10 protein-coding genes are annotated in these 12,206 nt (G+C 72.0%); 8 read left to right on the top strand and 2 right to left on the bottom strand.

The annotated features are described in order from the left end of the window. The first annotated feature begins 4 nt into the window (after positions 1 to 4). Together thrS and ACFY60_RS17305 are read left to right on the top strand one after the other, a co-directional pair. On the top strand, positions 5 to 1,981 hold the full coding sequence (gene thrS, locus ACFY60_RS17310; protein WP_388612871.1) for a threonine--tRNA ligase: 1,977 nt from the start codon (positions 5 to 7) through the stop codon (positions 1,979 to 1,981). 146 nt (positions 1,982 to 2,127) lie between these two features. Continuing rightward, positions 2,128 to 2,691, top strand: a complete 564-nt coding sequence (locus ACFY60_RS17305; RefSeq protein ID WP_388612872.1) for an HIT family protein — start codon at positions 2,128 to 2,130, stop codon at positions 2,689 to 2,691. Between the two features lie 75 nt (positions 2,692 to 2,766). Here ACFY60_RS17305 and ACFY60_RS17300 read toward each other — a convergent pair whose 3' ends face one another. Together ACFY60_RS17300 and ACFY60_RS17295 are read right to left on the bottom strand one after the other, a co-directional pair. Continuing rightward, on the bottom strand, positions 2,767 to 4,425 hold the full coding sequence (locus tag ACFY60_RS17300) for a hypothetical protein (protein ID WP_388612874.1): 1,659 nt from the start codon (positions 4,423 to 4,425) through the stop codon (positions 2,767 to 2,769). Positions 4,426 to 4,589: 164 nt separating this feature from the next. Next, positions 4,590 to 6,809, bottom strand: a complete 2,220-nt coding sequence (locus ACFY60_RS17295) for an elongation factor G-like protein EF-G2 (protein WP_388612876.1) — start codon at positions 6,807 to 6,809, stop codon at positions 4,590 to 4,592. 297 nt (positions 6,810 to 7,106) lie between these two features. Between ACFY60_RS17295 and pgsA the strand changes: the two genes are divergently transcribed. From pgsA to pdxS, 6 genes are all read left to right on the top strand, one after another. Next, a complete protein-coding gene (pgsA, locus tag ACFY60_RS17290; protein ID WP_388612878.1) occupies positions 7,107 to 7,766 on the top strand; it encodes a phosphatidylinositol phosphate synthase in 660 nt (219 codons plus the stop codon). Beyond that, positions 7,763 to 8,680 (top strand): phosphatidylinositol mannoside acyltransferase, encoded by a 918-nt coding sequence (locus tag ACFY60_RS17285; RefSeq protein WP_388612880.1) that lies wholly within the window; start codon positions 7,763 to 7,765, stop codon positions 8,678 to 8,680. The genes pgsA and ACFY60_RS17285 overlap by 4 nt, the downstream gene beginning before the upstream one ends. Continuing rightward, on the top strand, positions 8,677 to 9,831 hold the full coding sequence (locus tag ACFY60_RS17280; RefSeq protein ID WP_388612882.1) for a glycosyltransferase family 4 protein: 1,155 nt from the start codon (positions 8,677 to 8,679) through the stop codon (positions 9,829 to 9,831). Before ACFY60_RS17285 ends, ACFY60_RS17280 begins: the two co-directional genes overlap by 4 nt. Before the next feature lie 154 nt (positions 9,832 to 9,985). Beyond that, positions 9,986 to 10,621 carry an N-acyl homoserine lactonase family protein gene (locus ACFY60_RS17275; RefSeq protein WP_388612884.1) on the top strand — a complete coding sequence of 212 codons (636 nt, stop codon included), beginning with the start codon at positions 9,986 to 9,988 and terminating at the stop codon, positions 10,619 to 10,621. 11 nt (positions 10,622 to 10,632) lie between these two features. After that, positions 10,633 to 11,175: a hypothetical protein gene (locus ACFY60_RS17270; RefSeq protein ID WP_388612886.1), complete on the top strand. Its 543-nt coding sequence runs from the start codon at positions 10,633 to 10,635 to the stop codon at positions 11,173 to 11,175. Positions 11,176 to 11,289: 114 nt separating this feature from the next. Beyond that, positions 11,290 to 12,204, top strand: coding sequence for a pyridoxal 5'-phosphate synthase lyase subunit PdxS (pdxS, locus tag ACFY60_RS17265; protein WP_309053814.1), 915 nt, complete (start codon positions 11,290 to 11,292; stop codon positions 12,202 to 12,204). Positions 12,205 to 12,206: the final 2 nt, after the last annotated feature.

The following is a 12,206-nucleotide window of genomic DNA, read 5'->3' as shown; positions in this document are numbered from 1 at the left end:
ACCCGTGTCCGATGTCCGTGTGACCGTCCAGTCCACCTCCGGAGCCGAGGAAAGGGCGGTGAGCGCGGGCACGACCGCCGGCGCCCTGTTCGAAGGCGACCGCACCGTCATCGCCGCCCGCGTCGGTGGCGAACTGAAGGACCTCTCGTACGAACTCGCCGAGGGCGACGTCGTCGAGGGCGTCGAGATCTCGTCCGAGGACGGCCTGAACATCCTGCGCCACTCGACCGCGCACGTCATGGCGCAGGCCGTGCAGGAGCTGTTCCCGGAGGCCAAGCTGGGCATCGGCCCGCCGGTCCGGGACGGCTTCTACTACGACTTCGACGTCGAGAAGCCGTTCACCCCCGAGGATCTCAAGGCCATCGAGAAGAAGATGCAGGAGATCCAGAAGCGCGGGCAGCGCTTCTCCCGCCGCGTCGTCTCCGACGAGGAGGCCCGGGAGGAGCTCAGCTCCGAGCCGTACAAGCTGGAACTCATCGGCATCAAGGGCGCCGCGTCCACGGACGACGGCGCGAACGTCGAGGTGGGCGGCGGCGAGCTGACCATCTACGACAACCTCGACGCCAGGACCGGCGAGCTGTGCTGGAAGGACCTCTGCCGCGGCCCCCACCTGCCGACGACCCGGAACATCCCGGCCTTCAAGCTGATGCGCAACGCCGCCGCCTACTGGCGCGGCAGCGAGAAGAACCCGATGCTCCAGCGCATCTACGGCACCGCGTGGCCGTCCAAGGACGAGCTGAAGGCGCACCTGGACTTCCTGGCCGAGGCCGAGAAGCGCGACCACCGCAAGCTGGGCAACGAGCTGGACCTCTTCTCCGTCCCGGACGAGATCGGCTCGGGCCTGGCCGTCTTCCACCCCAAGGGCGGCATCATCCGCCGGGTCATGGAGGACTACTCGCGCAAGCGGCACGAGGAGGAGGGCTACGAGTTCGTCTACTCGCCGCACGCCACCAAGGGCAAGCTGTTCGAGAAGTCGGGCCACCTGGACTGGTACGCCGAGGGCATGTACCCCCCCATGCAGCTCGACGAGGGCGTGGACTACTACCTCAAGCCCATGAACTGCCCGATGCACAACCTGATCTTCGACGCGCGCGGGCGGTCCTACCGTGAGCTGCCGCTGCGCCTGTTCGAGTTCGGCACCGTGTACCGGTACGAGAAGTCGGGCGTCGTCCACGGCCTCACCCGCGCCCGCGGCTTCACCCAGGACGACGCGCACATCTACTGCACCCGCGAGCAGATGGCGGAGGAGCTCGACAAGACGCTCACCTTCGTCCTGAACCTGCTGCGCGACTACGGTCTGGACGACTTCTACCTGGAGCTGTCGACCAAGGACCCGGAGAAGTACGTCGGCTCCGACGAGGCGTGGGAGGAGGCCACCTCCGTCCTCCAGCAGGTCGCCGAGAAGCAGGGCCTGCCGCTCACCCCCGACCCGGGCGGCGCCGCCTTCTACGGCCCGAAGATCTCGGTGCAGGCGCGGGACGCCATCGGCCGAACCTGGCAGATGTCGACGGTGCAGGTGGACTTCAACCTGCCGGAGCGCTTCGACCTGGAGTACACGGCGCCGGACGGCACCAAGCAGCGTCCGGTGATGATCCACCGCGCGCTGTTCGGTTCGATCGAGCGGTTCTTCGCGGTGCTCCTGGAGCACTACGCGGGCGCGATGCCGCCGTGGCTGGCCCCGGTGCAGGCGGTCGGCATCCCGATCGGCGACACCCACGTCGAGTACCTGCAGGAGTTCGCCGCGGAGGCGAAGAAGCGCGGCCTGCGCGTGGACGTGGACGCCTCCTCGGACCGCATGCAGAAGAAGATCCGTACGCACCAGAAGCAGAAGGTGCCGTTCATGATCATCGTCGGTGACGAGGACATGGCCGCGGGGACGGTCTCCTTCCGCTACCGCGACGGGTCGCAGGAGAACGGCATCCCGCGCGAGGACGCCCTCGCGAAGCTCGCCGACGTGGTGGAGCGGCGCGTCCAGGTCTGAGCACCGCCGGTGCCGGAGTGACGTTCGGAAGGCCCCCGGGTCAGTCCCCGGGGGCCTTCCGTCCTTCCCGCGGCGTTCATGCGACCGGCGTGGGACCGCGGGGGCATCTTCCGCCCCGGCGGCACGTTCCGAACGGGCGACGCAATATGCTGCACAGCATGACGACTGAGCCGGAGCAGCAGATCGGAGTCGGGACGCAGGACGCGTTCCAGCGCCTGTGGACGCCTCACCGGATGGCGTACATCCAGGGCGAGAACAAGCCGACCGGGCCGGGCGCCGAGGACGGGTGCCCGTTCTGCGTGATTCCGTCGAAGTCGGACGAGGACGGCCTGGTCATCGCCCGCGGCGAGAGCGTCTACGCGGTCCTCAACCTGTACCCGTACAACGGTGGCCACCTCATGGTGGTGCCGTACCGGCACGTCGCCGACTACACGGACCTCGACGCGCCGGAGACGGCGGAGCTCGCCGACTTCACCAAGCGCGCCATGGTGGCGCTGCGGGCCGCGTCCGGGGCGCACGGCTTCAACATCGGCATGAACCAGGGGTCCGTCGCCGGCGCCGGCATCGCCGCCCACCTGCACCAGCACGTGGTGCCGCGCTGGGGCGGCGACACCAACTTCATGCCGGTGGTCGGGCACACGAAGGTACTCCCGCAGCTGCTCGCGGACACCCGCAAGATGCTGGCCGACGCCTGGCCCGCGGGCGTCTGACCAGGGGCTTCGCCCCGGGGAGGGGCGGGCTCCCGCGGGCCCCGGGGCAGGCGGTGGACGCCCCGGGAACCCCGCTCACGCGTCGTAGACGTCGGCCTTCTTCGGGCCCGGCTCCTGCACGCTGCCGCTGAGGACCAGGGCGCGGTTGGTGAAGCGCTCCGTGTCCACCCCGTGCTCGTCCAGCACCTTGATCGTCGCGGCGTGGACCGCCCGCAGCACCGGCGTGGCCATGCGGATGGCGTCGTCGGCCATGAAGCGGTTCTTCCACAGCGGGCCGGCCCAGACGTGCCGCAGGCCGAAGGGCTCGGGCAGGACCATCTTCCCGCCGAGGAAGTCGAGGACCGGCGGATACCAGGTCAGCGGGGCGCGGACCGCGAGCCGGACGACCTCGTCGGCCTCCATCAGCGGCTGCTGGATCTCCTTCGTCTCCCAGAACCTGACGGTCTTGGAGACCTCCTTCGTCTTCGCCTTCGGCTTCGTGGTGAACAGGCCGTGGACCGGTCCGAGGGCGTGGCCGGTGACCTCGATCCGCAGGGTGTGGAGGAGCGAGGTCACCGTCACCATCATCGTCAGGACCAGATTCCCGTCCCACAGGGTGAACTGCACGCCCAGGTAGTGACGGTTGCCGGCGCCGAACTGCTGGTCGTTGCAGATGCGCTGTATCTCGTGCGGCTTCACCTGGTAGTGGACGATGTCGTCGCCCTCGGGACGGGCGACCTCGTCGGCGCCCTCGCCCACCGGGGAGACGATCCAGTGCTTGACCGTCGGCTTCGGGAAGCCCGTCTTCAGCGAACCGCGCTCCAGGAGCGTCAGCTGCTCGTGGATCTTGCGCACCACGTCCCAGGCGCGGAAGGGGTGGATCTCCTTGCCCTCCTTGGGCACCAGCTCCTCCGCGAGCGTCCAGCTGCCCCAGCGGGTGCCCAGGCCGAGGATGCCCTTGGTCCCCGCGTAGAAGACGATGTTCGACTGCTGCTCGGCGGAGAGCTTCTCCAGATTCCTCCGGAGTTCCTCGGCGCCCTTCTCGTTCGGATCGGTCGGGACGGACTTCGGGATGTGCGGGCCGATGCCACCGCCGCTGAGCAGGGCGGTCCAGCGCTCCCGCAGGTCCACGGCCGTCCGCTCGCAGATCCGGCGGGCCAGGAACCAGCCCACGACCGGCGCCACGAGCATGGCGCGCAGATAGTTGGTCAGGAAGCCGTCGAAGGGCAGCTTGACCAGGACGAGCACGCCGAAGAGGCCGGCCGCCCAGAGCACGGCCGTGCCCAGCGCTCCGGTGCGCCTGTTCTCCGACCCCGCGGCGATCCTGCGCAGCTGGACGACGCCGAGCCAGAGCAGCAGGCCGGGCAGGAACAGGATGCCGCAGAAGAACGTGATCAGCGTCAGCTTGGCGTCACGCTGCCGACGGAGATGGGTGGCCGCCAGGCAGTGCTCGACGACCGGCTGCGGCTCGGCGCCGAAGGACTGGATGAGCGCCTTGCGGGCGCCGCCCAGCATGCGGACCTGAACGGCCCGGGAGAAGGCCTCGCCGAGGTCGGGACGGAAGAGCTTCTCCCACTTGCCCGGCTTGACGACCGTCTTGTAGAGCTCGTTGTCGGCTTCCTGGATCGTCTTGAGCGGGCTGTCCCGGTACGCGGCGGAGGCGAGGGCATGGGTCGCGCCCGTCCGTCCCTCCGACCCCTGGAGAGGGATCTGAGCCCCGGGTCCGAAACCGTCGATCGCCACTTCCGCCCCCATCGCCGCGACTGCCCTGTGCGGGCTGTTCCCCACTGCCGCGCCCCGCACACCTTCCGAGCTGGGCACCACAGCGTAACCGGGGACCGGCGGATGCGTCACCGCCTGTGGAAAACGGCGACCGAATGCCGTCCGCCCCGTCGCGGCGGGGCGGACGGCGCCGCCTGTCAGCCCGTCAGGGAGCTGTTGCCACCGGCCTGTCGGCGCACCTTCTCGGCCAGCTGGGAGGGCATCGGCTCGTGCCGGGCGTAGGCGCGGTCGAACCGGCCGGTGCCGTGCGAGAGGGACCGCAGATCGATCGCGTACCGGCCGATCTCGATCTCGGGCACCTCCGCCCGCACCACCGTGCGGCCCGGGCCCGCCTGTTCGGTTCCGACGACCCGCCCGCGCCGCCCGGACAGGTCGCTCATCACCGGGCCCACGTACTCGTCGGGCACCATCACACGGACCTCGGCCACCGGTTCGAGGAGGTGGACGGTGGCCCCCGTGGCGGCCTCGCGGAGCGCGAGCGCCCCGGCCGTCTGGAAGGCGGCGTCCGAGGAGTCCACCGAGTGCGCCTTGCCGTCCCGCAGGGTGACCCGGACGTCCACCAGCGGGCACCCCGCCGACACGCCGCGCGCGGCCTGTGCCCGTACGCCCTTCTCCACGGAGGCCACGAACGGGCGCGGCACCGCCCCGCCCGCCACCTTGTCGACGAACTCGACGCCGCTGCCCGGCGGCAGCGGTTCCACCTCGATCTCGCAGACGGCGAACTGGCCGTGACCGCCGGACTGCTTCACGTGCCGGCCCCGGCCCGCCGCCGGCCCGCCGAAGGTCTCCCGCAGCGGCACCTTGTACGGCACGGCGTCCACGCGCACCCCGTAGCGGCCGCGCAGCCGCTCCAGGACCACGTCCTGGTGGGCCTCGCCCAGGCACCACAGCACCACCTGCCGGGTGTCCTGGTTGTGCTCGAGCCGCAGGGTCGGGTCCTCGGCGACCAGCCGGGCCAGGCCCTGGGAGAGACGGTCCTCGTCGGCCTTGCCGTGCGCCTCGACGGCCAGCGGCAGCAGCGGCTCCGGCATGCTCCAGGGCTCCATCAGGAGCGGGTCCTCCCTGGCGGAGATCGTGTCGCCGGTCTCGGCCCGCCCGAGCCGGGCGACGCAGGCCAGGTCACCGGCGACGCAGTACGGGACCGGCCGCTGCTGCTTCCCGAACGGCGAGGTCAGCCCACCGACGCGTTCGTCCACGTCGTGGTCCTCGTGTCCCCGGTCGGCGAGCCCGTGGCCCGAGACGTGCACCGTCAGGTCCGGACGCAGGGTGCCGGAGAAGACCCGCACCAGGGAGAGCCGGCCCACGTACGGGTCGGCGGCCGTCTTGACGACCTCGGCCACGAGCGGCCCGTCCGGATCGCAGGCGAGCGGGGGCCGCGGCTGTCCGTCGGGCGTGGTCACGGCCACCGGCTCGTGCTCCAGGGGGGAGGGGAAGCCGCGGGTGATCAGCTCCAGGAGCTCCACGGTACCCAGGCCCTGCGCGCCGCCGCCGGCGGCCGGCGCGGCCGCCAGCACCGGGTGGAACGTGCCCCGGGCCACGGCCTTCTCCAGATCGTCGATCAGTGTCCCGACGTCGATCTCCTCACCGCCGAGATAGCGGTCCATGAGGGTCTCGTCCTCGCTCTCCGCGATGATTCCCTCGATGAGCCGCCCCCGGGCCTCGGCGATGAGCTCCCGCTGCGCTCCGTCCGGGACCTCCTCGCGGCGGGTGCCCGTGGAGTAGTCGAGGATCCGCTCGGTGAGCAGGCCGACGAGGCCGGTCACCGGCGCGTGACCGTCGGCCCCCTCCGTGCCGCGCACCGGCAGGTACAGCGGCAGCACCGCGTCGGGGTCGTCGCGCCCGAAGAGATCCGCGCAGACGGCGGTGAGCTCGGTGAAGTCCGTACGGGCCGTGTCCAGGTGGGTGACGACGACGGCCCGCGGCATGCCGACGGCGGCGCACTCCTCCCACACCATCCGGGTGGAGGCGGCGATCGCGTCGGCCTCCTGGGCGGCCGAGACGACGAAGAGGGCCGCGTCCGCCGCGCGCAGACCGGCCCGCAGCTCCCCGACGAAATCGGCGTACCCCGGGGTGTCCAGGAGATTGACCTTGAACCCGTCCCACGCGACCGGCACCAGCGAGAGCTGTACGGAACGCTGCTGCCGGTGCTCGATGTCGTCGTAGTCGGAGACCGTCGCCCCGTCCTCGACCCGGCCCGCCCGGCCGACCGCCCCGGCCGCCTGCGCCAGCGCCTCGACCAGGGTCGTCTTGCCCGATCCGCTGTGGCCGACCAGCACCACGTTCCGTACCGCGGCGGGCCGGTCGGCCGCCGGAGCCCCTCCGGCGGCTCCGGCGGGGGTGTTCGCCTTGTCGCCCATGGTGTTCCTCCCGACTGCGTGCGACGCACGGTGAGGTGGGGCGCGGGCGCAGGGGGAGTGGCGTCACGCGGAGCGGCTCCGGCGGTGCCCGCGGTGGTCCTTCGAGCTTGGCACCGACACCGGGAGGCGTCCATCCGTCCCGGCGCGCGTGCCCCGGGACCGGCCTCCACGCGCGTGCTCCCGGGGGACGCCGACGCGGCGGGGCGGGTGCGCTCCGGTGCGGCGCCGACCGCGTGGCTACGATGGGTGAGCCGGTGGTCATTGGGGCCGCGCGGCCCACCGAACCTCGGGAAGGCCATGCTGAACAAGTACGCGCGTGCGTTTTTTACGCGTGTCCTCACACCGTTCGCCGCGTTTCTGCTCCGCCGGGGCGTCAGCCCGGACGCCGTGACGCTCATCGGCACCGCGGGAGTGATGGCCGGCGCGCTGGTCTTCTTCCCCAGGGGCGAATTCTTCTGGGGCACGATCGTCATCACGCTCTTCGTCTTCTCCGACCTGGTCGACGGCAACATGGCCCGGCAGGCGGGGATCTCCAGCCGCTGGGGCGCCTTCCTCGACTCGACGCTCGACCGCGTCGCGGACGGGGCGATCTTCGGCGGCTTCGCGCTCTGGTACGCGGGCCGCGGTGACGACAACGTGCTGTGCGCCGTGTCGATCTTCTGCCTGGCCAGCGGTCAGGTGGTCTCGTACACCAAGGCGCGCGGCGAGTCCATCGGCCTTCCGGTCGCGGTCAACGGCCTGGTCGAGCGTGCCGAGCGGCTCGTGATCTCGCTGGTCGCCGCCGGTCTCGCCGGGCTGCACGCCTTCGGCGTGCCCGGCGTCGACGTGCTGCTCCCGATCGCGCTGTGGATCGTGGCCGTCGGCAGCGCGGTGACCCTCGGACAGCGGGTCGTGACGGTACGGCGCGAAGCGGCCGAGGCGGACGCCGCGGCCCCGGGGGGTGGGACGGCGTCATGAGCGTGCTGAAGGACCGGTTGACCGACGGCCTGTACGGGCTGGGCTGGTCCACCGTGAAGAAGCTGCCCGAACCGGTGGCCGCGGGCCTCGGCCGGCGGATCGCCGACACCGCCTGGAAGCGGCGCGGTGCGAGTGTGCTCCGCCTGGAGGCCAACCTCGCGCGCGTGGTGCCGGACGCCACCCCCGAGCGCCTCGCCGCGCTGTCGAAGGCCGGCATGCGCTCGTACATGCGCTACTGGATGGAGTCCTTCCGGCTGCCGACCTGGAGCACCGAGCGCGTAGCGAGCAGCGTCTCCATCAAGGACATCCACCTCATGACGGAGACACTCGCCTCCGGGCGCGGTGTCGTCCTCGCCCTGCCGCACCTGGCCAACTGGGACCTCGCCGGCGTGTGGGCCACCCGCGCGCTCGGCGTGCCCTTCACCACCGTCGCCGAGCGGCTGCGGCCCGAGTCGCTCTACGACCGCTTCGTCGCCTACCGCGAGTCCCTCGGCATGGAGGTCGTACCGCACACCGGCGGCGCCGCCTTCGGCACCCTCGCCCGGCGCCTGCGGGCCGGCGGTCTGGTCTGCCTGGTGGCCGACCGTGACCTGTCGTCCTCCGGCAGCGAGGTGACCTTCTTCGGAGAGCGCGCCCGTATGCCCGGCGGCCCCGCCATGCTCGCCCAGCAGACCGGCGCGCTGCTCCTGCCGGCGACGCTCTGGTACGACGACACCCCGGTCATGAAGGGGCGCATCCACGCGCCCATCGAGGTCCCCGAGTCAGGCACCCGGGCCGAGAAGACGTCCGTGATGACACAGGCGCTGGCCGACGCCTTCGCCGAAGGCATCGCGGATCACCCGGAGGACTGGCACATGCTGCAACGACTGTGGCCCGCGGACCTGGACGAGCGCGGGAAGGGCCGCAGACCGTGAAGATCGGCATCGTCTGCCCGTACTCCTGGGACGTCCCCGGCGGCGTCCAGTTCCACATCCGCGACCTCGCCGAGCACCTCATCCGGCTCGGCCACGAGGTCTCCGTCCTCGCCCCCGCCGACGACGACACCCCGCTGCCGCCGTACGTCGTCTCCGCCGGCCGGGCCGTCCCCGTGCCGTACAACGGCTCCGTGGCCCGGCTCAACTTCGGCTTCCTCTCGGCGGCGCGGGTACGGCGCTGGCTCCACGACGGCACCTTCGACGTCGTCCACATCCACGAGCCGACCTCGCCCTCGCTCGGCCTGCTCACCTGCTGGGCGGCGCAGGGGCCGATCGTCGCCACCTTCCACACGTCCAACCCGCGCTCGCGGGCGATGATCGCCGCCTACCCGATCCTCCAGCCCGCCCTGGAGAAGATCAGCGCCCGGATCGCCGTCAGCGAGTACGCCCGCCGGACGCTCGTCGAGCACCTCGGCGGCGACGCGGTCCTCATCCCGAACGGCGTCGACGTGGACTTCTTCGCCCGCGCCGAGCCGAAGAAGGAGTGGCAGGGCGGCACGCTCGGATTCATCGGCCGCATCGACGAACCCCGCAAGGGCCTGCCGGTTCTCATGCGGGCCCTGCCGCGCATCCTCGCCGCGTGCCCGGAGGCCCGGCTGCTGGTGGCGGGACGCGGTGACGAGGAGGAGGCCGTCGCCTCGCTGCCCGCCGAGATGCGCTCCCGGGTGGAGTTCCTCGGCATGGTCAGCGACGAGGACAAGGCGCGGCTGCTGCGCAGCGTGGACGTGTACGTGGCGCCCAACACCGGCGGGGAGAGCTTCGGCATCATCCTCGTCGAGGCGATGTCGGCCGGGGCGCCGGTCCTCGCCTCCGACCTGGACGCCTTCACGCAGGTCCTCGACCAGGGGGCGGCGGGCGAACTGTTCGCCAACGAGGACGCGGACGCGCTCGCCGACGCGGCCGTCCGCCTCCTGGGCGACGAGGCCCGCCGGACCGAACTGAGCCTGCGCGGCTCCTCCCACGTGCGCCGCTTCGACTGGGCCACGGTGGGCGCGGACATCCTCGCCGTCTACGAGACGGTGACGGACGGCGCCGCTGCGGTGGACACCGACGAACGGGCGGGCGGACTGCGGGCGCGGCTGGGCCTGTGACGGCACCGGCCGCGGGGCGGTGGCCCGTGGCGGGCCCGGTACGACACCGGCCCCCGCCCCCGGGCCGCACGCCCGCCCCCGGTCCGTGACGATGCCCCCCGGCTGGACTCCGCGCCCCCGGATGCTCCGGCGCCCCGCGGGGCAGGCTCGCCCCATGCTTTCGATCACCCGGCTCGACCTCGGTCACTTCACCCGGCCCGCCGACGAATGGGGAGGGCCCCACGCGCGCGTTGAGCCCTCCCTCGCCTATCTCGTCCGCCACCCGGGCGGCGGCCTCCTCTTCGACACGGGCATGGGCGAGGGCTCGCCCGAGGCGGACGCCCACTACCGGCCGGTCCGCCGGCCGCTGCCCGTCGGACCGGAGGACGTCGACCTCGTGGTCAACTGCCACCTCCACTTCGACCACATCGGCGGCAACCAGCTCTTCCCCACGACACCCGTCCTGGTCCAGCGCACCGAACTCGCCACCGCCCGCGCCGGCGGGTACACCATCGACACGCTCCTGACCGGCGTCCGGTACGAGGAGCTGGACGGCGAGCACGAGATCGCGCCCGGCGTCCGGATCGTGCCCACCCCCGGCCACACCGAGGGCCACCAGTCGCTGTTGCTCGACCACGGCGACCGCGTGACCGTCCTCGCCGGGCAGGCGTACGACTTCGCGCACGAGTTCGGCACCCCGTACCGCCCCTGGCTCGACCGGCTCGCCGAACTCGCCGCCGGGCGGCCCGCCCGTGTCCTCTTCGCCCACGACCACGACCACTGGGAGGGGGTCCTGCCGCCGCCCCGGTAGCCTGTGCGCCCGTGACCGAAACCCTGATCTGGACCGTCGTCGCGCTGATCGTCGTCGGTGTCTACCTGAGCTGGACCGCCGGGCGGCTCGACCGGCTGCACACCCGTATCGACGCCGCCCGGGCCGCCCTCGACGCCCAGCTGCTCCGCCGCGCCTCGGTCACCCAGGAACTGGCCACCTCCGGCGTCCTCGACCCGGCCGCCTCCCTCGTGCTGTACGAGGCCGCGCACGCCGCCCGGCAGGCCCAGGAGGATCAGCGCGAGGTCGCCGAGAGCGAACTCAGCCAGGCCCTGCGGGCCGTCTTCGGCGAGCCCGAGCAGGTCGAGGTCGTCCGCGCGGCGCCCGGCGGCGACGAGACGGCGAACGAGCTGGCCGCCGCCGTCCGCCGGGTGCCCATGGCCCGCCGCTTCCACAACGACGCCGTCCGCGCCGCCCGCGCCCTGCGCCGCCACCGCACCGTGCGCTGGTTCCGGCTGGCCGGTCACGCTCCGTTCCCACTCGCCTTCGAAATGGACGACGAGCCCCCGGTGGCCCTTGCCGATCGTCCGGCCTGACCCCCTGGGCCTGCGAAAACGATCCACCGGGTCCACATTGGCCCTTGCTGGGGACCACCGGTGGCCTGTTTCCTCGGTGGTGTCGTCACCCCCGTTGTCACGAGTGAGGTACCCGTGTCCACCACGCCTTCCACCACCCCTCAGTCTCCCGAGACCGGCACCGCGCGCGTCAAGCGCGGCATGGCCGAGCAGCTCAAGGGCGGCGTGATCATGGACGTGGTCAACGCCGAGCAGGCGAAGATCGCCGAGGACGCCGGCGCCGTGGCCGTCATGGCCCTGGAGCGCGTCCCCGCGGACATCCGCAAGGACGGCGGCGTCGCCCGCATGTCCGACCCGAACATGATCGAAGAGATCATCGGCGCGGTCTCCATCCCGGTCATGGCGAAGTCCCGCATCGGCCACTTCGTCGAGGCCCAGGTCCTGCAGTCCCTCGGTGTCGACTACATCGACGAGTCCGAGGTCCTCACCCCGGCCGACGAGGTCAACCACTCCGACAAGTGGGCCTTCACCACCCCCTTCGTCTGTGGCGCCACCAACCTGGGCGAGGCCCTGCGCCGCATCGCCGAGGGCGCGGCCATGATCCGCTCCAAGGGCGAGGCCGGCACCGGCAACGTCGTCGAGGCCGTCCGCCACCTGCGCCAGATCAAGAACGAGATCGCCAAGCTGCGCGGCTTCGACAACAACGAGCTGTTCGCCGCCGCCAAGGAGCTGCGCGCCCCGTACGAGCTCGTCAAGGAGGTCGCCGAGCTCGGCAAGCTGCCCGTCGTCCTCTTCTCCGCCGGTGGCGTCGCCACCCCGGCCGACGCCGCGCTCATGCGCCAGCTCGGCGCCGAGGGCGTCTTCGTCGGCTCCGGCATCTTCAAGTCGGGCGACCCGGCCAAGCGCGCCGCCGCCATCGTGAAGGCCACCACCTTCTACGACGACCCGAAGGTCATCGCGGACGCCTCCCGCAACCTGGGCGAGGCCATGGTCGGCATCAACTGCGACACGCTGCCCGAGTCCGAGCGCTACGCCAACCGGGGCTGGTAAGC

It is taken from the genome of Streptomyces sp. NPDC012827 (assembly GCF_042900905.1).
Classification (GTDB): domain Bacteria; phylum Actinomycetota; class Actinomycetes; order Streptomycetales; family Streptomycetaceae; genus Streptomyces; species Streptomyces gulbargensis.
Note: the sequence above shows the minus strand (reverse complement) of the source record. Positions and strands in the feature narration are given on the sequence as shown.

Excerpts from the sequence above, each read along its gene's own strand:
- ACFY60_RS17300 (WP_388612874.1), bottom strand. The coding sequence starts at position 4,425 with ATGGGGGCGGAAGTGGCGATCGACGGTTTCGGACCCGGGGCTCAGATC.
- ACFY60_RS17305 (WP_388612872.1), top strand. The coding sequence starts at position 2,128 with ATGCTGCACAGCATGACGACTGAGCCGGAGCAGCAGATCGGAGTCGGG.
- pgsA (WP_388612878.1), top strand. The coding sequence starts at position 7,107 with ATGCTGAACAAGTACGCGCGTGCGTTTTTTACGCGTGTCCTCACACCG.
- ACFY60_RS17275 (WP_388612884.1), top strand. The coding sequence starts at position 9,986 with ATGCTTTCGATCACCCGGCTCGACCTCGGTCACTTCACCCGGCCCGCC.
- ACFY60_RS17285 (WP_388612880.1), top strand. The coding sequence starts at position 7,763 with ATGAGCGTGCTGAAGGACCGGTTGACCGACGGCCTGTACGGGCTGGGC.
- ACFY60_RS17295 (WP_388612876.1), bottom strand. The coding sequence starts at position 6,809 with ATGGGCGACAAGGCGAACACCCCCGCCGGAGCCGCCGGAGGGGCTCCG.